21 protein-coding genes and 1 pseudogene are annotated in these 20,969 nt (G+C 51.9%); 9 read left to right on the plus strand and 13 right to left on the minus strand.

What is annotated here, in order from left to right; all coding sequences use genetic code 11:
- Window positions 1–627: 627 nt before the first annotated feature.
- Entirely contained in the window at window positions 628–1,338 is a 711-nt protein-coding gene (locus tag RW092_RS20870; protein ID WP_085169816.1) for a Crp/Fnr family transcriptional regulator, read from the minus strand.
- Window positions 1,339–1,539: 201 nt separating this feature from the next.
- On the opposite strand from RW092_RS20870, the gene RW092_RS20875 reads away from it, so the two are divergent.
- Window positions 1,540–1,992 (plus strand): V4R domain-containing protein, encoded by a 453-nt coding sequence (locus tag RW092_RS20875; protein WP_028539207.1) that lies wholly within the window; start codon window positions 1,540–1,542, stop codon window positions 1,990–1,992.
- Between the two features lie 16 nt (window positions 1,993–2,008).
- Here the strand turns inward: RW092_RS20875 and RW092_RS20880 are convergent, their stop codons facing one another.
- From RW092_RS20880 to RW092_RS20910, 7 genes are all read right to left on the minus strand, one after another.
- Window positions 2,009–2,356, minus strand: coding sequence for an EamA family transporter (locus RW092_RS20880; RefSeq protein WP_036700441.1), 348 nt, complete (start codon window positions 2,354–2,356; stop codon window positions 2,009–2,011).
- A complete protein-coding gene (locus tag RW092_RS20885; protein ID WP_016314240.1) occupies window positions 2,340–2,693 on the minus strand; it encodes a DUF2304 domain-containing protein in 354 nt (117 codons plus the stop codon). The genes RW092_RS20880 and RW092_RS20885 overlap by 17 nt, the downstream gene beginning before the upstream one ends.
- A complete protein-coding gene (locus tag RW092_RS20890) occupies window positions 2,694–3,419 on the minus strand; it encodes a glycosyltransferase family 2 protein (protein WP_016314239.1) in 726 nt (241 codons plus the stop codon).
- Window positions 3,416–4,714 carry an ArnT family glycosyltransferase gene (locus RW092_RS20895; RefSeq protein WP_316011186.1) on the minus strand — a complete coding sequence of 433 codons (1,299 nt, stop codon included), beginning with the start codon at window positions 4,712–4,714 and terminating at the stop codon, window positions 3,416–3,418. The genes RW092_RS20890 and RW092_RS20895 overlap by 4 nt, the downstream gene beginning before the upstream one ends.
- 93 nt (window positions 4,715–4,807) lie before the next feature.
- On the minus strand, window positions 4,808–5,494 hold the full coding sequence (locus tag RW092_RS20900) for a DNA-3-methyladenine glycosylase family protein (RefSeq protein WP_016314237.1): 687 nt from the start codon (window positions 5,492–5,494) through the stop codon (window positions 4,808–4,810).
- Between the two features lie 14 nt (window positions 5,495–5,508).
- A complete protein-coding gene (abc-f, locus tag RW092_RS20905; RefSeq protein ID WP_316011193.1) occupies window positions 5,509–7,503 on the minus strand; it encodes a ribosomal protection-like ABC-F family protein in 1,995 nt (664 codons plus the stop codon).
- Between the two features lie 91 nt (window positions 7,504–7,594).
- A complete protein-coding gene (locus tag RW092_RS20910; RefSeq protein ID WP_127576568.1) occupies window positions 7,595–7,780 on the minus strand; it encodes an RAxF-45 family protein in 186 nt (61 codons plus the stop codon).
- Window positions 7,781–7,953: 173 nt separating this feature from the next.
- Here RW092_RS20910 and RW092_RS20915 point away from each other — a divergent pair, with 173 nt between their 5' ends.
- The 3 genes from RW092_RS20915 to RW092_RS20925 all read left to right on the plus strand — a co-directional run bounded on the left by RW092_RS20915 (window position 7,954) and on the right by RW092_RS20925 (window position 10,311).
- Window positions 7,954–8,808, plus strand: coding sequence for an amino acid ABC transporter substrate-binding protein (locus tag RW092_RS20915; protein WP_016314235.1), 855 nt, complete (start codon window positions 7,954–7,956; stop codon window positions 8,806–8,808).
- Between the two features lie 63 nt (window positions 8,809–8,871).
- Entirely contained in the window at window positions 8,872–9,540 is a 669-nt protein-coding gene (locus RW092_RS20920) for an amino acid ABC transporter permease (RefSeq protein WP_016314234.1), read from the plus strand.
- Between the two features lie 15 nt (window positions 9,541–9,555).
- On the plus strand, window positions 9,556–10,311 hold the full coding sequence (locus RW092_RS20925) for an amino acid ABC transporter ATP-binding protein (RefSeq protein ID WP_316011187.1): 756 nt from the start codon (window positions 9,556–9,558) through the stop codon (window positions 10,309–10,311).
- A gap of 50 nt (window positions 10,312–10,361) precedes the next feature.
- On the opposite strand, the gene RW092_RS20930 is transcribed toward RW092_RS20925, so the two are convergent.
- The 4 genes from RW092_RS20930 to RW092_RS20945 form a co-directional block, all read right to left on the minus strand.
- A complete protein-coding gene (locus RW092_RS20930) occupies window positions 10,362–11,312 on the minus strand; it encodes a DUF4097 family beta strand repeat-containing protein (RefSeq protein WP_316011188.1) in 951 nt (316 codons plus the stop codon).
- Window positions 11,309–11,938, minus strand: coding sequence for an HAAS signaling domain-containing protein (locus tag RW092_RS20935; protein WP_028539215.1), 630 nt, complete (start codon window positions 11,936–11,938; stop codon window positions 11,309–11,311). Before RW092_RS20935 ends, RW092_RS20930 begins: the two co-directional genes overlap by 4 nt.
- Complete coding sequence (locus RW092_RS20940; protein WP_016314230.1) at window positions 11,935–12,261, minus strand: PadR family transcriptional regulator; 327 nt, start codon at window positions 12,259–12,261, stop codon at window positions 11,935–11,937. The genes RW092_RS20935 and RW092_RS20940 overlap by 4 nt, the downstream gene beginning before the upstream one ends.
- Window positions 12,262–12,500: 239 nt before the next feature.
- Window positions 12,501–14,069, minus strand: a complete 1,569-nt coding sequence (locus tag RW092_RS20945; RefSeq protein ID WP_316011189.1) for an FAD-dependent oxidoreductase — start codon at window positions 14,067–14,069, stop codon at window positions 12,501–12,503.
- 187 nt (window positions 14,070–14,256) lie between these two features.
- On the opposite strand from RW092_RS20945, the gene RW092_RS20950 reads away from it, so the two are divergent.
- From RW092_RS20950 to RW092_RS20970, 5 genes are all read left to right on the plus strand, one after another.
- The gene (locus RW092_RS20950; RefSeq protein ID WP_316011190.1) at window positions 14,257–16,011 is read left to right on the plus strand and encodes a spore germination protein; all 1,755 of its coding nucleotides are present in this window, start codon (window positions 14,257–14,259) and stop codon (window positions 16,009–16,011) included.
- Window positions 16,012–16,021: 10 nt separating this feature from the next.
- Window positions 16,022–17,209: a Ger(x)C family spore germination protein gene (locus RW092_RS20955; RefSeq protein ID WP_316011191.1), complete on the plus strand. Its 1,188-nt coding sequence runs from the start codon at window positions 16,022–16,024 to the stop codon at window positions 17,207–17,209.
- 15 nt (window positions 17,210–17,224) lie between these two features.
- Entirely contained in the window at window positions 17,225–18,337 is a 1,113-nt protein-coding gene (locus RW092_RS20960; RefSeq protein ID WP_316011192.1) for a GerAB/ArcD/ProY family transporter, read from the plus strand.
- Window positions 18,338–18,799: 462 nt separating this feature from the next.
- Entirely contained in the window at window positions 18,800–19,189 is a 390-nt protein-coding gene (locus RW092_RS20965; RefSeq protein WP_016314224.1) for a Fur family transcriptional regulator, read from the plus strand.
- On the plus strand, window positions 19,171–19,986 hold the full coding sequence (locus RW092_RS20970) for a response regulator transcription factor (protein WP_244268364.1): 816 nt from the start codon (window positions 19,171–19,173) through the stop codon (window positions 19,984–19,986). Before RW092_RS20965 ends, RW092_RS20970 begins: the two co-directional genes overlap by 19 nt.
- Before the next feature lie 612 nt (window positions 19,987–20,598).
- On the opposite strand, the pseudogene RW092_RS20975 reads toward RW092_RS20970, so the two are convergent.
- Window positions 20,599–20,969: pseudogene (locus tag RW092_RS20975) on the minus strand (transposase); the annotation flags it as partial.

A 20,969-nucleotide genomic window follows, 5' to 3' on the forward strand; every position in this document is an offset into this window, starting at 1 on the left:
GGGTATGTTTGGGAGGGTCCTTTCCATGATTATCCCTTTTGTTCAGATGCTGAAAAGTTATATGTTGTGTGTGTTGTCTGTAGCCACTTTTCCTTAGTTCTGTAATTTGAGTCAATGTGCCAGATGGCTTCCTCGCGCTTTTGTATCTGAGCAAAAGGGATACCAACCTACTCTCTTTCAAACAATTGGGATACATGATCTTCTCTTGTTATTGTACTCTGAATGAAAGGGATAGCTGGTGTAGTGTTCCTCAAGCTCAGCAATCTGAGTAAAAGGGAAAGTAGGTGTAGTAATCCTCAAGCTTAGTAATCTGAGTTAAAGGGATATTGGTGTAATGAACCTGAACCAATGGGATCATCGTGCAAAGAGATCACCGCGCAAAGGGACGTTCATACAAAGCATCCGCATCTGATCAGCTGGATTAACGAGTATCCAGTAGATGAACTGATGAATCGGGATAATGGTGTAATAGAGCCGGTAGTGAGAGCTCGTGTCCATGAACTGATCGAAAGGGATAATGGTGAAAATGAACTGATCAAGGGAGATTCTTAGTCAAAGCCCAGCTTGGCAGTCAAGTCAGGACCAAGCCGGGCCGGCCACCCAAGTCGAGGCGGCTTTTGCAGCTGCCTAGTCCTCGCCGGCGAGGTGGTATAGTGCGGCTTCATCGTGGATCAAAAGTTGCCGACGCGTTACGGTTAGCACGCCCTCGTCGTTAAGCTGGCGCAGTTTGCGGCTGAGCGTCTCCGGTGTGGCGCCGATGAGGGAGGCGAGGTCTTTTTTGGAGATGGGTAAGGTGAACTCTCGGGAGTTTGGAGCTGCTTTGCGACGAAAATATAATAACATCTTGGCAAGACGCCGATCGGCTTCAAGTAGGGTCAGAACGGCTGCCCAGGCGTCGGCTTCCTCCAGTTGGGTGCTAAGCGCGGTCATAAAGCGGGCCGCTGTATCGGGATCACGCCGCAGAATATCTAGAAAATCACTGCGGTGAATCCGGCAGATGCCGGTCGTGTCCGCCGCGATGGCGCTAGCGTAATGGGGTTTTTCCTGTAACAGAGAAAATTGGCCGAAGAAGTCCCCGGGAAACAGAAGCCGAATGAGATGTTCCTTGCCGTTATCCTCCAGCTTCGTTAGCTTAATGATTCCACGGTTCACCACAAACAGCGAATCCGAACGATCTCCTTCACGGAAAATGATCTCCCCTTTATGGTATTGTGAGGTACGCATGACGGAATGGAGCAACTCAACCTCCGTTTGGCGCAGCTGCGCAAAGACCGGAACGCGCGCGAGGCAGGAGGGGGCTGAGGCTGTATCTTGAATGTGGCAAGCACAGGATTTCATCTGGGATCTCTCCTTTCTTGGAAAAACGTATTCGTATTCATCTACCTCTAACTTAATCGTTGGCGAGCGACGGACTAGTGATTATTATCACAATATATCTGTCGAATTCTTGATGAAGATCAAGGTTTTTCGGATGTGGATATGGGAAATTAAACCTATCAACGGATCGAGTTCAGTTCCATGGATAGGAGAGGAAGACAGATGAAAGAATTTACATTTGATGAATTGCGACAAATCGACCGTACCCAGCTTGGGGATCAGGTGCCGCTGGAGTTGTTCCGGGCGATTCGCCTGATTGGGATGCGCCAGGGGTTGCCTCTCGAGGGGAAAGGCACCACCGCCTCCATCGGTCGCAAGATTGGCGAAAGCTTACCCGTCACCACGTTGGACGAGCTGCTCCATTTATTCGCCGAGCTGCGGATCGGATTGCCGCAGATCGTGGAGCAAAGTGAGCGATGGATGCGGATTGCGATAGAGGATTGTTTTTGCAAGGGATTGCCGGTGATGGAGGAGAAGAAGGTGTGCGATCTGGAAGGTGCCATTTTGGAAGGGGCACTCGGTAAGCTGCTAGGCCGCAAAGTGAGCGTACGGGAAACGAAATGTAATGTATGCGGCGACGAACACTGTGAGTATGATGTGCGAATCTATGAGTAGAGCACACAAGTCTGTGTTATGATCTCGCCAGTAAAACTACGCCGAGTAAGATGACGAATACACCCAGCAGCTTGGTCCAAGTGATCGCTTCGTGGAACAGGAAATAGGCCGGAAGAAGCGCCAGGACGTACGCCAGCGCTTGAAGCGGATAAGCAACGCTCAGCGGGAGGCGGGACAGCACCGCGAACCATAGCAACGTAGCTACCCCATACAAAGCGATGCCGCCGATCACTGCAGGTGAGGTCGCCAGCTTGTTCCAGTGAAGCCCGCCGGTACGGGCCAGGCCGATTTTAAACAGAACTTGTCCTGTCACGAGAAGCAGAATATTACCGAATAGCATGAGGTAACTAATGGTTTTGTCCATTTTCACGGACCGCCTCCCGTTCTTTTAGAATGACGATTTCTTGGGTTAAGCGGAGCACCTGGGCGGTTAGGCGTGTAATGACGATCGTTAGGTGAAGAATGAATGCAAAACAGAAGAGCAAGCCAAACAGAAACAACACGGCAGGTGCATATTTAACTCCTAGATGATCCGCGATCCATTCGATAAGCCCAATATTTGTGGAGCAGATCAGCAGGATGACACTAAACAAAATCCAGAGCAGGGAATATTGCTCCCTCAGTTTTTGACGACGGACCAATTCCAGGACAAACAAGAGGAACAACGCGGCAACCAACACAGATAGAATGTAAATCGACATTTATTCTATCACCGCCGTCTGGTGAAGCGGGCGCCGCAACGCGCTCATGAGCACGGATAATGTCACTTTCACCATGTAGTAAATCGAACGCCAAGGGGTAATCGATGATTTACCAGCGGTGCGGGCTCGCATTTGCACGGGGATCTCTGTGATTCTGCAGCCGTGGCGTTTCAGATACACAATCGATTCCACCTCGGGATAATCGGTTGGATAGTACCGGGCGTACAGCTCAATGACCTTACGGCTGGCAGCGCGAAAGCCGCTGGTCGTGTCGGTGAAGCGTTCGCCGGTAACCCAGGAGACCAGCTTGGAGAAGAAGACGATCCCCGCTCGTCTCGCTGTGGACGAACGGAAGGAAGCGGTCCCTAGGAACCGGGAGCCGATGACAAGATCCTGCTCGCCGATTCCGGCGAGCAGCTTATGTAATTCTTCGGCTGGATGCTGGCCGTCGGCGTCCATTTGGATGGCGATGTCATAGCCCTTTTGCTTCGCGTAGAGATAACCAGTCTGCATTCCTCCACCGATCCCCACATTGTAAGGCAGCGTCAGCACCTTGGCTCCGGCTTCCCGTGCACAGCTCTCCGTTCGGTCGGAAGAACCGTCGTTAATGACGAGGATATCGGCCTCCGGCGTGTGCTTACGGATATCGCGAATGACCGAGCCGATACTGGCTTCCTCGTTATAAGCCGGTATGATGATCAGTATACGAGGCGGTTTTGGTATCATGAGGCACAGGCCCCCTTTCGTTCGGATCGAAGATGGGAACGGCGCAGAACTCGGGAGATCATGTCGCCAATCAGATAAGACCCGAACAGGATCAACAGCGTCATATTGGGATAACCGTAGCGGTTAAACGCCACGAACGGAATATAAATCAAGGTGAAATAAGCCAGCGCCAACAAAAGCGGGAGTAAGCGATCCAGCTTGAGACGGTTTTTCGTTACGGCCCATAAAATGCCGGCCATATTAACGTACATCATCACAACTTGGATATGGTCCATGACCGGTCGGCTGATCGGCCAAAACGGGCGCGAATAAAACGGATGGAAATACAGCTCCACCCATCTTCCTAACGTATACCAATACAAATACTTCATCGGCTCATGCGTGAATCCGTATCGGAGGATATCCAGCCCTTTGCGAATTGCCGTGGAATCAGCGCCTTGGAATATCGTTTCCGGATCATATTGAGGGTAAGTCTCAAAGAAACCAGCCGGCGGCAGTTGCCAACGGATACGTGTGCCGAGCAAGAACGGACTTCCGCCGGAATTGGTGAACAGGATAAATTCATGGAATGTGACCCAGTTGCGGATCCACCATGGGGTTAACAACAGAACATAAGTCCCTCCGATGAAAAGCGTATATTTCATCATCGTCCGCCAAGGCAGCTTCATGCGCAGCCAAATGATCAGCAAAACGGCGGGGTACAAGGAAGCATGCGGCTTGAAGTAAGCCGCCGCAGCCGTCAGGACGCCGATAAGGACGTATAAAGCAGGTCCGCCTCTGTCCATGGCGAGGATGGTGCAACAGACGAGAAGCAGCAGCAACGTGCGAAAAGTTGTTTCTGAGAGAATAACCCCGGAGGAAAAGTAGTCGGGCGGGTAGAAGGCAGACACGGTGCAGGCGATCAGCGCCGCCCGGGTGTTAAAGGTGCGATAACCGATCCAAAAGATCAGATAAATACAAAACGCTTGCAGAAGGCACTGGAATAGACGGAATGCCACGACACCGCCTTGTTCTTGACCGAAAACCGCCATAAACCCGGACAGCATCAGCGGCAGCCCGGGCATGATGAAGGCAGAAGGCGCCTCCTTGGTATTATAAGCAAGTACGCCTTCATTCAGGAGAAGGCGGGCGGATTGAATATACTTCACGTCATCATTGTTCGGGTGAACCGGGTCGCCTAAGAGGAAGTAGTCGTTATAGATCAGGACGATAAGACTCGATACAATGCCCACAAATGCGATCAGACCGAACAGATACCACTTGACCGGCCGACGGACTTCCGATAATGAAAACACAGCGATTCAACCCCACTTTTTATAATTTACCTCTAAAAATAGAAAATATCACCTTCTATATTATAATATATCCAAATTCTTCCTGTGACAAGCTTAATCTGTCTGAATTCCGAAACTGGCCAGCCGCTCGTTGAAGGTTTCTCCCGAATCTACATGGCCCCGGTTGATGGACTCCCATAAGTAAAGCGAGGCGATGGAGCCATAAGATGGCCATTGCGCAGCGGCTTGCTGTAAATATTTGCGGTCCGGGCGCTCCTCCATGTCATACACCCATTTTGCCGCACGCTGCAGACCGGCATCCCCATAGGAAACGACATGCTCGCGGCCCAGGGCGAAGATGAGGAACATTTCGGCTGACCAACGGCCGATGCCCTTTACGGAAACCAGGAGCTTGATGACTTCTTCATCATCAAGTTCCTGCAGCCGGTCTAGGTCGAGCTGACCGGATTGGACTTTGTCGCTTAAGTCTTTGAGGTAAGCGACTTTGGAGGCGGACAGCCCAGCGGCGCGCAGGTCAGCGTCGCTTTGGGCCAAGAGGGCGGCCGGGGACAGTTCCCCGGCCAACTCGATGACACGGCCGCGAATGGTGGAGGCGGCCTTCACCGAGATTTGCTGGCTGATGATCGAGCGAGCCAGCTCGGTAAACCAAGGGCCTTGCGGTTTCGTCGCAAGGCTTCCTATCAAGGCGATCAGCCGGCCCATCCGGGGATCGGCGCTGGCCAGCGCCTTGACCCGGGGGTCATCCGGGTGGAGCTCAAAGACCGGTTTCCCATGGTTCATAGGGACAACCTCCTTCAGTTGGGATGCTCCTCCAGCAGGGTGACATACTGCTGGAGGAGCTCGTCGGCGCGGAGCTGCAGGGCGTCACGTTGCTCCTGCAGCTCCGCGAGCCGCGCGGCGTCGCAGGCCACCTCCGGTGCCTGCATCGCCGCGTCCAGCGCCGCCAGCTCCGCTTCGGCGGCGGCGTAGTCGGCCTCCAGCTTGCGCAAGGAGGCCGGGTTGGCCCGGGGCTTGCGCGCCGCTTCGGCGGCCGCATCGCCCCTAGCGCGGGCGGCGCTGGGCGCGTCGCCCGGGGTGATCGCGCCAGCGCCGGTGCCCCCGGCGCCAGCGCTCCCCGCGCGGCCGGCGCTGCTGTGCGCAGCGCCCGCGGCCTCGGCGGCGGCGGTCTTCCGGGCAAGCTCTGCCCGGTAGTCCTCGTATCCGCCGAGGGTGACGCCCATGCGCCCGCCGGCCAGCGCCCACACCTGCCCCGCTACTTTATTGATGAAGTAGCGGTCATGGGAGACCGCGAGCAGCGTGCCCGGGTACTCCTCGAGCGCCTCCTCCAGCGCTTCGCGCGAATCGATGTCGAGGTGGTTGGTCGGCTCGTCAAGCACGAGCAGGTTCGGCTTCCGGTGCATCAGCACCGCGAGCCGAAGCCGCGTCCATTCGCCGCCCGACAGACTGCTCACCTTCTTGAACACGTCGGCGCCGTAGAAGAGGAAGCGGGCCAGCTGCCCGCGGGCTTCTCCCGCTTCGAGCCCCAGCTCTTCGCGGAAAAATTCCAGCACCGTCTCGTGATGGTCCACAGGGGCGGCTTGCTGGGCCAAGTACCCTGCTTCAATCCGCGAGCCGAGCCGGACCTCCCCCTCCTGGGGCGGTTCATGCCCCAGGATGTTCTTGAGCAGGGTGCTCTTGCCGGCACCGTTATCGCCGATGAGAACGGCCGCCTCGCCATAGCGCAGCGTATGGGTGATGCCGCGGTACAAGACGCGTCCGCCGCGGGCGTCGCCGACCTCGTTCAACACGATCGCATCCTTACCTGAGCGGTCTTTATGATCTAACTCCAGGCCGATGCGTTTACGTTCCAGTATGGGTCGTTTGAGCTTGACCATACGGTCCAACGCTTTTTGCATCGAAGCAGCACGCCGATGAAACCCGGGATTCGGCGGGTTGGAGCGGTTGCCCCATTCGATCAGCTGCTTGATCGTTTCCTGCATTTTCTTGATCTTCTTCTGCTGTTCCTCGTAATCGGCGAACTGCTGCAGCAGTCGGCGTTCCTTTTCTTCCTTGTAATAGCTGTAGTTCCCGTGGTACGTGAACGCCTCCCCGTCCTCCAGCTCGATGATCTTGCTTACAACCGCATCAAGGAAATAACGGTCATGGGAGATGATGACGCACGTTCCCGGAAAGGCGCGGACATACCCCTCCAGCCATTCCGTCGCCGCCATGTCCAAATGGTTGGTGGGCTCGTCGAGCAGCAGCAAATCCGGCTCCCGCAATAAAATCACTGCTAACCCGACCTTTGTCTTCTCGCCGCCAGACAGCGACGCAAACGGCCGCGCGAATTGCTCCTCCGGGATACCGAGACCGCCGGTAACTCGGGCGATGGACGCCTCCACTTCGTAGCCGCCGCCTCGCTCGAACGCTTCCTGCAGCCGGCCGTATTGCCGAAGCAGCGAATCCAACGCGTCCGAATCCGCTTCTGACATTTCCGCTTCCAACTGTCGCATCTGTGTTTCCAGGCTCCGTACATCGGCGAAGGCGCGCAGCAGGACATCATATACCGTCTCTTCTCGGGTATAATCCGGAATTTGTGCTAAACTGCCGATTCGGGCGTTTTTCGGAACCGACAGCAATCCTTGATCCGGGCGTTCGATGCCGGCCAACAGCTTCATGAGGGTGGTCTTGCCCGCGCCGTTGCGACCGATCAGCCCAACGGTCTCGCCCGACTTGATTTCAAAGGTAACATCGCTGAGCACCAGCTCAGCGCCGTAATACTTCTGGATATTTTGACCTTGGATCATCATGGTTTCGTTCTCCTTTATTCCCATGCCGATCCTCCAAAAAAAGAAGGCAGCAGGAAATCCTGCTGCCTTCAAAGCTCACGCGTAAGTGAGGTTAGGGTAGGAGCGGCATTTCGCAATTTGGTTTGGATATCGAGTTTCCAAAAATGGACAGACTTCTCCCGTTGTTGGCTGTTGCATGAATAATGCCAAACATTGCCACCGGCAGTTGGCCTACTCGATTCCACGCAAATTTGCGATCCACTCTACCCACCTCCTTCACCAAAATAGTTACCCACATTATATTCGTTCATTTATGGGAAATCAAGGTGATATTAGTTGGACATACTAAGGGCACCGCAGGCTAAAAAAGTAGGATGAAAAAACATTTGACGATCTATGGCGAAGTGCGTAATATTCAATTAAACCTAGTGAATTATAGGGAATTAAAAAGATAGACGGGGGATGAATTCAATGAAGAAATGGAGTTTACTGCTGTTAACACTGGTGCTGACGGTGCTGGTTGCAGCTTGCGGTAATAACAATACAAACAATCAAGCGGCAGACAACGCCGGTGCGAACCAAGGCAGCGCAGGAAATGCAGCCAACGAGCAGCCAGCGGGGCAAAATTTGCCGGAAGCTGTCAAAGCCAGCGGCAAGCTGCGGATCGGCACGGAAGGAACTTATGCACCGTTCACGTTCCATGATAAGGATGGCAAGCTGACGGGCTTTGACGTCGAAATCGCAGAAGAAGTTGCAAAACGTCTGGGCGTGGAAGCTGAGTTTATTGAGACGCCGTGGGACGGCCTTTTAGCCGGACTGGATGCGAAACGGTTTGATGCGGTATTTAACGAAGTAACGATTCGCGATGACCGCAAGGAAAAGTACGACTTTTCTGATCCTTACATCGTTTCCCGTGCTGTGCTGATCGTACATGAAGATAACGAGGACATCAAAACCTTCGCCGATCTGAAAGGGAAGAAGGCGGGTCAATCGCTGACAAGTAACCTGACGGATATCGCCAGAGAGAACGGCGCGGAGATCGTTGCAACGGAAGGATTTAACCAAGCCATCGATCTGCTGCTTTCTAAACGGATCGACGCGACGGTTAATGACGGTCTATCCTTCTTGGATCTCAAGAAGCAAAGACCCGACGTGAAGTTGAAAGTGGTTGACGAAATGCCGGAAGCGGCAGAGAGTGCGGCCTTGTTCAACAAAGGCAACGAGGAGCTGGTGCAGGCAGTGAATGAGGCACTGGCTGCGATGAAAGCGGACGGAACCTACTTGAAAATCTCGGAGAAATACTTCGGCGAAGATGTTTCGAAATAAGTTGTATAAATCATTGGAGACGGCCCGTGAGGGCCGTTTCCTTCCGAAAAGGATGCTTGAGCGATGGATGAACGTATTTGGAATATTATCGTAGATTCGTTTGTTCCCCTGCTGAAAGCGGGGGTGGCTTTTACGGTTCCGCTGACGTTAATTACGTTTGCATTAGGATTGGTTGTAGCTGTCCTGACCGCGCTTGCGCGGTTGTCCAGCTTTGGGCCGCTGCGGCAGCTAGCTAGATTTTATGTATGGATCATCCGCGGGACGCCGCTATTGGTGCAGTTATTCATCATCTTTTACGGTCTTCCGTCCATAGGAATTGTTCTCGATCCGTTTCCGGCAGCGGTGATCGGATTTACGCTTAGCGTTGGTGCGTACGGGTCGGAAATTGTGCGGGCTGCGATCTTGTCGATCCATGCAGGTCAATGGGAAGCGGCGTATTCGCTGGGAATGACACGGCTGCAGGCGCTGCGGCGGATCATCCTGCCGCAAGCAGCACGGGTATCGGTGCCGCCGCTGGCCAACTCATTTATCAGCCTGGTTAAAGATACGTCGTTAGCCGCTACCGTGACGTACACCGAGATGTTCCGTACCGCCCAACAAATCACGTCAACGACCTATGAACCGCTGATTGTTTATTCGGAAGCGGGCGTCATCTATTTGATCTTCAGCACCATCCTATCGGCGCTGCAGAATCGACTGGAGAAGCGGCTGGACCGCTTCACCGCCCGGTAAGGAGGCCCAACCATCATGATCGAAATTCGCGATTTACACAAGTCATTTGGTACCCAGGAGGTTCTCAAGGGGGTCAATCTCGAGGTCGAGCAGGGCAAGGTGCTGGTCATCATTGGGCCTTCCGGGTCGGGGAAGACGACCTTGCTGCGTTGCTTGAACCTGCTGGAAGTCCCAACCCGAGGAACAATTCGTATCAGCGACGTTCAGCTGGAATTTGGCGATGGTCGGAAGCCGAAGACTAGCGAAGTGCTGGCGCTGCGCAAGAAGACGGGCATGGTGTTCCAGGCGTATTATTTGTTCCCGCATATGACGGCGCTCCAGAACGTGATGGAAGCCCAGGTTCAAGTTTTGAAGAAGAGTAAAGAGGAAGCCCGCCGGGTTGCTTTGGAGCTGCTAAATAAGGTGGGTCTCGGTGACCGAGCGGATTTCTATCCGCATCAGCTGTCAGGCGGGCAACAGCAGCGAGTCGGGATTGCCCGGGCGATGGCCATGAGCCCGGACGTGCTGCTCTTTGACGAGCCGACCTCCGCGCTGGACCCCGAGCTGGTCGGTGAGGTGCTGAAGGTGATGAAGGAGCTGGCCCAGGAGGGCCGGACGATGGTGGTCGTGACCCATGAAATGAAGTTCGCCGCCGAGGTTGCCGACCGGGTCGTGCTCATGGACGAGGGGAACATCATCGAATCGGGAACGCCGGACCAGGTGCTGAATCATCCGTCCAGTGATCGGGCCCGTTCTTTCCTAAACCGAATTACCCAACGGGAAATCGAATAAACGGAAGAGAGGCAGGAGTTGCTATGAACTCTTGCCTCTCTTTTGTATTTCTAGTGAATGCGAATATTCCCGGATTTCGTCCGAACCTTAATCAAGTCCTGCGTTTGTCGCGGTGAATCCGGTGCTGAAGTGTTCCCGGAGTTGGATTGCAGATCATAGTAGCCTTTGAACTCGGCATCGGCGGACAGCGTTGCATTACCTGAGTCTACAGAGATGTCCAAATTGTCTGAGCGTTGATCCGACAACGTCACATTCCCCGAACTATTCTTAAAGCTGCCATCGCCGATCAGTTGATTAAACCGGATGTCCCCGGAGCTGGATGTCACTTTGACGTTTCCCTTCACCTGGTTGGCGGTAATGTTGCCGGAGCTCGATTTCGCGGTCAAATTTCCTTCCAACTGTTCTACATGAATATTTCCGGAGTCTAATTGAATTTCCGTATTCCCTTGGATGTTTTCGGCCTTAACGTTCCCCGAAGAGGATTCGAGATGAATCTCATTCCCCCTGAGGTTCTCCGCACGGAGATTCCCTGAGTCGATCGACAAATCGATTTCACCAGCGCGAAGACCGCGGAACGTCCCATTGCTTGAGTCCGACTCGAAGCCGATCCGATCCAGTTCATCTTTGTCGTTCAATGCGACGGTAATTCGTTGTTTGGTGGACTGGAAATTGATTGAGAAGAAGGTCCATTCGAACTTATCTTCAAGATCCAGCTTCAGTGTCCCTGCTGAGATTTGCGCCGCTTTCACCGCATCGATCGTCTTCTGATTCATTTTGCCGTTGATTTCCACGTAGTTCGTCCCGTCAGGACTATCGATAAACTCCAATTCCACGTCATAATCACTGTCGATGAGCAGATTCTGTAACCCGCCCTGTTCAAACGTCCACTTCTGCTGGTAGGACGGCAGTTCATCGCCGAAATCGAAATGCTGGTAAGCCATGCCGGCCAAGCCGATCAAAATCAGCAACACTCCTAAGAGTGACCATTTCTTTGTATTCATGCTTGTTGATCCCCCTTCGCGATCCGAACATTCCAACGCAAGTAAGCGATGCTGAGCCAGAGCATGCCCTTATAAGCATATCGAGTGACAACGATAAGCAGGATGCCTAACCCGACGTAAGCGATGGATGCAAATATTTTGGCTTTAAAAATGTCCCCATGCCATAAATACTCCAGCCCAAGGAGCAAGGGGCTTAAAATTCCGGCGGCCGCACTCACAGCGAAGCTGACGACGACAGCCCAGAAGGAGAGCAGCAGCGGAACAGCGATGAGATTGATAAAGAATAGTCCGATGTAAACCATCACACTGGCAAAAGCGCTGCGGTGCTGAACACCGGCCTTGTTAGGATAACCGTCGGTTGGTGGTATCGCTGCGCCTGGTGCGGCAGCGGGTTCTGCTCCGCCAAACCAATACACATGCTCCTGGGGCACGAAGCGGTTGTCAATAGCCTCTTTGGCTAGCTCCGCCGGGTCCCCCAGCTCCAGCACGATCTCTTGCTCCGTCCGCCCGCTTTGCAAACCAAAAGCGAAGTGGGCCTCATAATCCTCCAGCAATTCGTTTTGTTCCTCCGGCGGGAGAACCGATAAATGCGCCCGGAGATTCGCCAAAAATTCGCTTTTATTCATAAACGGCTTCCTTTCTCAATTAAGGTTGAAACATTGTGTACGAACTGTCTCCACTCAACGACCAGCTTCTGGGTGTATGCTTCGCCCTCAGGAGTTAGTTTGTAGTATTTGCGCGGGGGGCCGCCTGTGGATTCTTTAAGGTATGTGGTGCAATAACCTTCATTGACCAGTCTGCGCAGCAGGGGGTACAAGGCCCCTTCGGCTACCTCAATATGCTTGGATACCGATTGGGCGAGCTCGTAACCGTACCGGTCGCGGCCTTGGATTAATACCAGCACGCATAACTCCAAGGCGCCTTTCTTGAATTGGACGCTGATATCCAAACCTGCTTCGCCTCGTTTCCTCTGAATTGGATTACGTTATGTGTTGAAATTTCATTAGTACTGAACATTGATTAGTATTAACGAAAAGTATAATATCACACAGTACTGATTAAAGCAAGGTAGTGAATGAAAAAAGGCATCTGTTCCTTTTGCCCTTGGTTTTCAAGGGAATAGGACGAACAGATGCGCTTTGATTTGTGCGATTTCCTCAAAGTCAGATTGCAGAGTGTCAGAAGCAGTCAGCTCTTGGCTTGTTCGGGTTGGCGGTGAAGCCGAGGGAGCGCCTCGGTTGCCGGCCCTTCAATTACTTCGCCTTTGTAATCGAACCTGGAGCCGTGGCAAGGGCAGTCCCAGGAACGTTCCGCCTCGTTCCATTTAACCTCGCAGCCCATATGGGTGCAGGTCGTATCCACCAGATAGAGCAAGCCGTCCTGGTCGCGGTAGGCTCCGGCACGTTTGCCATGGTGCTTCACGACGCCGCCTTGCCCCGGAACGAGATCCTCTGGCTTCAGGTGGACGAGTTCGATTTTACCTGTGACGAACTCTTTAGCTACGTCCGCATTTTGGGTGATGAAATGCTTAATTGAAGGATCGGCCTTGAACCGGGATGGCGTAAACAACTCGGCATAACGGTTCTCTTTCTCCAGAATAAGGTCGCGGATCAGCATCGCAGACAGCGTGCTGGTGGCCATTCCCCATTTATAGAAGCCGGTAGCGACGTAAATATTCGGATGATTCGATGTGATCCGCCCGATATAAGGGACGCCATCGAGAGTTACTAGATCCTGGGCCGACCAGCGGAAAGGGATCGATTTGATTCCGAGCGTTTGCTGCCCGAATTTCTCCAGGGCTTCGTAGGACTGAATCGTACAGTCGTTTTTACCCGTCTTATGTGACTCACCGCCGACCAGAACCACCGGCTTACCGTTTAGCTCTGCGGACCGGAGCGAGCGCGTAGGGGAGCCGCAATTAATGTACATGCCGCCAGGGTAGGCTTTCTCCGGTTCGATGGCCACAACATAGGAGCGTTCGGCATGCAGCCGGGTGAAGTACCATCCTTTTCCGTCAAAAAACGGATAATGAGAGGCTGATACCGCGTGGCGGCAAACGATGTGACGGCCGTTTTCCGTGGTCAGGCGAAGCCGACCATCTGGCTGCGGTTCAGCAACGTCTTCTAGCGTTGTATTCTCATATACTACGCCTCCATGGGAAGTGACGTACGCCAGCAATTCCTTCAAGTATTGAAGCGGATGGAACTGGGCCTGATTTTTCATCACGACGGCCCCTCTGGCTTGCAGCGGCAATTCTATCGTATCCCGCCATTCTCCCGGCAGACCTAAACGTTCATAAGCCCGCCACTCCGCTTCCAGCTGGTGGAGCTGCTCGTCCGAATCCGCATACAGATAAGCATCCTCTTGACGAAGTTGACACTCGATCTTCCGCTCCTTGACGGTCTCGCCGATCCAACGCAGCGCCTCTTCATTCGCCTCAAAATACAGCCGTGCGCCCTCCTCACCAAAATGTTGGATCAGCTTGTCATAAATCAGGCCGTGCTGTGCCGTGATCTTTGCAGTAGTGTACCCGGTGGTGCCATCCAGTACCTTGCCGGCTTCCAGAATCGCGACCTTTACACCGGCTTGCACCAACAAATAGGCGGTGGTGATTCCGGTGATCCCGGCGCCAACCACGGCAACGTCGGTTTCGATGTCTTCGGTTAGCTTGTTAAAGTCCGGCAGCGGCGTTGTTTTGCGCCACAGCGATTCGGGGAATCGCGGAAGTCCGCCGGACATAAATGGGATATCCTCCATTGAGGCTTCCTCCTGTCTTCTGATTTTCCTGTAAATTGGGAGCCGTTTCGGATACATTATTTCCCGCTTGGATGCAGAAAAACCGCCGGGGATTCTCCGAAGTTCCTGTCGATCGATGTCGCATGAAAAAGGAATGAAAAGCAAATAATGGAGAGGAGAGATGCAGACAGAATAGGAGTTGCTGATCATGCTGCGCCATTTATCCCGCGGCCGCTCCGGCCAGCAGACCAAAAGCAACAGACAACTACGAATTACTGGGGATTTGCAGCAAATGCTGGACCGCATTATGGAGGAATCCGGAAACAGCCCGGATATTGTCATCCGTCAGCTTAAGCTTGGCGGCCCTGTTCCGGCACCGGTGAAGGCGGCCATCGTATATTTGAATGCCCTCAGCGACCAACAAGCGATTAATAATTTCGTGATCAAGCCTTTAATGGAAATGGATCCTGAGAAGGTTAACGTTTATCCTCCCGACCGACTGATCCAATATATCCTCGAAGATGCTTTGTCCTTAGGCGAGACTCAGGTCGTGAAAGAATGGAACGACATCATGCTGGCTGCTCTATCGGGAGACACCGTGCTGCTGGTGGATGGCAGTGACCAGGCGATCATTTCCGGCACAGCGGGTGGGGAATGGAGAGCGGTTAACGAGCCAACCTCGCAATTAGTTGTGCGCGGGCCGAAAGACAGCTTCGTGGAATCGATTGCGACTAATATCTCCTTGATCCGGCGGCGTATTAAATCACCAGATCTTTGGCTGGAGTCGATGAAAATCGGTTCCGTTACCCATACCCACGTAGCCATGATGTATATGAAAAACAGTGCCGACCCCAATTTAGTCGCTGAAGTTCGCCGGCGGCTCCAACAGATTCAAATCGATGGTATCCTGGAATCCGCATATATCGAGGAGTTTATTCAGGATAAGACCATTACCCCATTTCCGACGGTTTTTAATACGGAACGTCCGGATGTTGCCGCAGGCAATTTGCTTGAAGGACGAGTGGTTATTATCGTCGATGGTACGCCGTATACCCTGATCCTGCCTACCGTGTTTGCCCAGTTCATGCAATCGCCTGAGGATTACGCACAGCGTTTTGACATCAGCATCCTGATGCGTGTCATTCGCTACATCTGCTTCGTGATTTTGCTGCTGGGTCCGGCGGTTTATATTGCCTTAACGACCTTCCATTATGAGATGATCCCTACGCTGCTGCTGGTCAGCTTAATGGCTCAGCGTGAGGGAGTGCCGTTTCCTGCTTTCGTAGAGGCGATCTTTATGGAGGTTGTATTTGAGATTTTACGTGAGGCAGGGGTACGGATGCCGCGGGCGATCGGGCAAACGGTGTCGATCGTAGGTGCACTGATCCTCGGGCAGGCTGTCGTTGAGGCAGGGATCATCACACCGATCATGGTTATTGTCGTCGCACTGACAGGGATCGCAAGCTTCGCCTTGCCCTCCTATAACTTGTCCATTGCGGGGCGGCTGTTTCGGTTTTATTTTCTTGTGCTGGCTGGCTTATTTGGATTTTACGGGATCACGCTGGGGCTGATTATGCTTATCGCTCATATGAACAGCATCCGGTCGTTTGGTGTACCTTATTTGTCGCCGTTCAGCCCGTTTGTGCCACAGGCTCAGAAGGATGCCATCCTGCGGCTGCCGATCTGGATGCACGGCTGGAAACCGTTAATGTCTTCAAGCCAGCAAGATGTGAAGAAGACCGGGGAAATCAAACCGATGTCTTCAGGCGACTCCAGCGGGTCGTCGAATACTGGACAGGAGAGTCAAGGCGACTCCCCACTAAATAGAAGTCATTCACAGAAAGAGAAGGATGAAAACCATCCGCAGCAAGATGGAGGCCGTGCTCAGCAAGATGAAGGGAACTTACAGCATAATGGACACAAAACGGAATCAAGGAAGCAGGAAGACCAATATGAGAATTAGAGGGATAGGGTTGCTTGTTATCCTGTGTGTCATGTTGCCCCTGTCCGGGTGCTGGGATGCGGAAGAGTTAAACCAACGTGCGGTGGTATCCGGGATTGGCATCGATCGCGGCCCCGGAAATAACAATTATGTGGTGTCCCTTCAAGTGATTATTGCCGATGAGATTTCCGGAAAAATCGGCAGAGGGGGTACTCCAACGACAGTTTATTCCGCCGAAGGACGATCCATTATAGAGGCGATTCGCAAGGCTTCCATTCAGGTGCCGCGGCTGATGTCGACCGCACATGTTCGCATTGTGGTGATCTCGGAGGAACTGGCACGCGAGGGAATATCGGATATCCTTGATTTTCTTGACCGGAATTCAGATATTCGCCTCACTGCCAAAGTTTTTGTGGCAAAAAAAGGAATCCGAGCGCTCGACGTGATTGCCGGGCTGTCCCCCATGGGGAAAATCACGGCGTATACGCTTGCTCAAAAAGCAGAAATATCCTCCCGAGAGTTCGGTGCTAATTATCCTGTTGAGGTGGATGATTTGATACGTGATGTTCTCGTGCCCAATTCAGGACCGGTTATTAACGGCGTAGATATCGAAGGAAGTGTCGAAGAAGTACGGAATAAAAGCAACCTAGGAGCAACAGATAACCTTGGTCTTCTGGTCATGTCCAATTTGGCAGTGTTTAAAGGGGATCAGATGAAGGGATGGCTCAATGAGCAGGAAAGCAAGGGGTTTGTCTGGCTCAGAAATTTGCTTCAGAACACTTCGATTGTGATCACGCCGGGCGATCAGGGCGTGATTACGCTGGATGTCCACAGAGGTAAAACTTCGATTCAGGCGATCCTGAAGGACCGGGAGGAACCTGCCTTTATTGTGAAGGTGATGAGCCAGCTCTCGGTTCGGGAGATGGATGGCACCGTCGATTTGCGCGACCCGGCAGCTTTGAATGAGATGGAAAAGGATGTAAACGAAGAAATCGTGAAGAACATTAAGGCTGCCGTTCAAAAGGCTCAGTCTCTGAACAGTGACATTATATGTTTCGGACGGACGCTCGAACTCCAGCACCCAAAAGTATGGAAGCAATTGAAGAGTCAATGGTCCGAAATCTTTCCAAAGGTCGCTGTCGAATATCAGGTTGATTCGATCATTCGCAATTCCCAGATGAGAGATCGTTCCTTCAAATATAATTTGAAGAAAGAATAGGAGGCAGGATTCGCTTTGGAAAATACGAAGCTAAGTCCTCTACAACTTTTCGCCCTGCTTGTTTTGTTTCAACTCGGGACGGCCCTGGTTGTGAATTTGGGCATGGAAGCCCGCGAGGATGCCTGGATTGCTGTGTTATGCGGCATGTTGATCGGGTGTCTGCTCTATATGGGGTATGCGTATCTCTACATCACATTTCCGGATAAGCTGCCTACCCAATACATGCGTTTGCTGCTCGGAAAATACTTGGGCGGGATCATCGGCCTGGCCTATATCTTGTTTTACATGAACAAATCTAGCCGCGATTTGTTGGATGGCGGGCTATTGGTGTTTGTCTCAACGTTGAAAGAGACTCCGCTGTTCATCATTAATACAGTGATGATGCTGGCAGTCGTTTATGTGCTGCACAAGGGCATTGAGGTGTTAGCTCGCACGGCGTTTATTTTGCTTTGGATTGTGTTTGTGATAGGGATCGTCATCTTGTTTATGCTGTTGTTCTCGGGAATCATCGATTTCACTCGGATTCTCCCAGTGCTTAGCGATGGGTTTAAACCCGTACTCAAATCCGTTTATCGACAAAACTACCAATTCCCGTTTGCGGAGATTATTTGCATCACTATGGTGATGCCGTATTTGAATAATAAAAAAGCGGGAGTTCGGGCGGGATTGATGTCTGTGTTGCTATTGGGGATGATTTTGTCGGGAACGGCGGTGATTACGATCTCTATCCTTGGCGTGGACATTGCCGAGAGATCCATCTTTCCGCTCCTAACGATGGTTGGTAAAGCCTCCATTGCTGACTTTATTCAACGACTGGATATTTTAGTGGTCATGGTGCTGATTATCGGCGATTTTTTCAAAATCGCGATCTATTTCTATGCTGCAGTGATCGGAGCTTCCGATCTGTTCAAGATTCCTTATCGGAAGATCCTTTATCCACTAGCCCTGATCGTGTTGTTTACTTCGATAACGATCTCTCGAACGTATAGTGAACATGTCAAAAAAGGTGGCGATGTCCTCTATATCATGGACCCATTATTTTATGTTATTTTGCCCGCCGGTCTGGTTATAGCTGCCTTGATTTACCGATTCCGTACCCGTCGCAAATCCGGAACCCGAATCTCCTGATGTTTTCGAAGAGTCTTTGTCCGCTGAGGTGGACGAAGACTCTTCGTTTTGCTGCGAGCTAAGCACATGGCCAGCGTTTTGCTCGTTTCCTTTTCGTTTGCTGGCTACGAAATGAAGGATGTCCGGAACAATCAGGAACAGAACCAGTATATAAGCACAAATCCGTTCAGCAGGATCGGGTAGGGTGTAGCCCCAGTTAATTAAAAAGTTATTCCATGGCAGTCCAACAAGGATATCCGTACATATGATATAACCCATTGAAAAAGCCGCAACGACAACGACAGTCAGATATTTTCGTATCAGCATAAGATGCAGCTCCTCCCGGTAAAATGATGAGTGTAACCTATCCTTTAGTATTGGGTAAAAGCGTGTTGGAACATACAGGAAGTGGGGAAAGGAATTGACGTTTCATAAAACAAGACTTATACTAATTCTAAAAATAACTGCAGGGATTGATGATAAATGAAAGCCTTAAACTTAACGACCCAACGCCAAGCGGTATATGATGTGGTTCGTAATGCCAAGGACCATCCGACAGCAGCGGAAGTCATGAACCGTCTGGTTGAGCAAGGGTATAATTTTGCATATGGTACGGTGTATAACTCACTTCGGTATTTAACCGAGAAGGAATTGATTCGCGAACTGAAACTAGGCGAAGCAGCCAGCCGGTATGATGCGAAGCTGGACGATCATCAGCATATCTTGTGCGAGGTTTGCGGGCGCGTGGATGAAGTGATGTCGAATGTGCCGGAGGAATGGTACCGTACGGTGGCTAAGGAAACAGGATATGATGTCCATCATGCACATGTCGTATTTGGGGGGGTGTGTCCACAGTGTCAGCAGAAGAAGTGATGCAAAACGGAATTTCAGGTCATACCGTCCCCTTTCGCAGCCCATCCAGTGTTGAAGTGGCCGAGCCGGAGGGTTTGGAATTAGGCAAAGTAGCGTGCCCGGTTACACAGCGGGTCATTCTAATTAGCCCATTTCCGAGCGATGTTCATGAACTGGTACGTGAGTTGTCGGAGAGCTGCTTTGATGTCCTTGTATTTCATCATTTGGAGCAGGGCATTCGTAACGCTTTGGCGGCAGATCTGCTGATCTTTGATCTGACCTCCTATCAGGAGGATAAAGACGCGGCGGTAATCCGTTCATTGGTCGGACAGGAAACCGGGGGCACCCCATCCTTGTTGCTCGTGAGAGAATCAATGCTCGAATACCTCGATCCGGCCTTAAGAAACCAAGAGCTTCTGGTTTGGCCAGCCCGCCCGGTCGAAATCGTGTACCATGCCCAGCGAATTATTCGCAATAGCGGCCCTCGTCCGTTGTCATCTCGGCTGCTTACTGGCACGTCACCGGCGATCTTCAAGGATTTGTGGATCGATCGCAAGAAAATGACAGTGTACCGGGGCGGCATCAAAATTGAGTTGACTAAGACGGAGTTCGAGCTGTTAATCAAGCTCCTGGAACATGAAGGTACCGTGCTGTCCCGCGAAGAGTTGCTGTCCGAAGTATGGGGAACAACATTTCTTGGCGGCAGCAACGTCGTTGACGTGCATATCAAGAGTCTACGCAAGAAGCTCGGCGACAACGCCTCGCGTCCGACCTATATCACTACCGTCCGCGGCGTTGGTTACCGTCTAGCGGATTAATCACACTCAATTTATAAAAAACCGTTTGTCCGACGACAAACGGTTTTTTAGTCCCCAGTGTTCTAGTTGAAAGGGAATAGGGGAGCGGACTATCTTCCCGCCTCTTCTTTTGATGATTATCCCGTTGGATCACTATGAGTTGAGAACGTTTCGACAGGGGTCCTGGCCTCTTCTCTCTTCGCCCCCCTCTTTTGATGATTATCCCGTTGAGTCAGCTAGTGGTGTGGAAGAAAGAGAAGAGAGGGCAATAAACATGTCAGGACTTCTATAAATACCATTAGCAACCCACTCGTATCTAATGAGTATTGAATATGTTTCATATAGAACAAGTATAAGTATTTAAGTATCAGTATAGAAGAACAAGCATCGAACAAGCATCGAATAAACATCGAATAAGCATCGAACAAGCACTAGTAAGTACTAGCAAACACTAGTAATGTCTAATAAACTTCAAAATAATTTCTATTAAGTATCCCATTAGCCCCTACGATCACAATCGTATAACCGTCCACGAGCATTACAGCACCACACTAGCACCTGAGCCAGCATCTCATCTAGTGTCTCATTGCCGCCTCATTATGACCCCAGTCGTATCTCGATAGCATATTAATTTTACGCCGCTGTTACTAGGAACAGTTTCCGATGATGTGCGTTCTGATGGCGTTTGATTAACTGGCGGTAAGGGATTGCAGGAATGGATACACACATCTGCAGCAGGGAAAAGCGCATTTCTTGTTCGGAATCTGACATACGTAGGTAACGGCGGACGGTGTACTCATTCAAATAGGCTTGCAAATGGGTTAGCCCCAAGGCAACATACGTGCGCTTCAGCGAAGTCCACGCCGCTCTGACTTCTTTGCGCAAAGGCAAATACAGCCGAAAAGCCAAAGGGTATGACTGAACGGTGGAGGTAGGGACATCGACATGCTTATGGATGAACGCGGCGACATCGTGCTTGTTGGCTCGTTGTCCGTCTCCTCTTT

This window comes from Paenibacillus sp. 3LSP, assembly GCF_032465655.1.
GTDB lineage: Bacteria > Bacillota > Bacilli > Paenibacillales > Paenibacillaceae > Fontibacillus > Fontibacillus barengoltzii.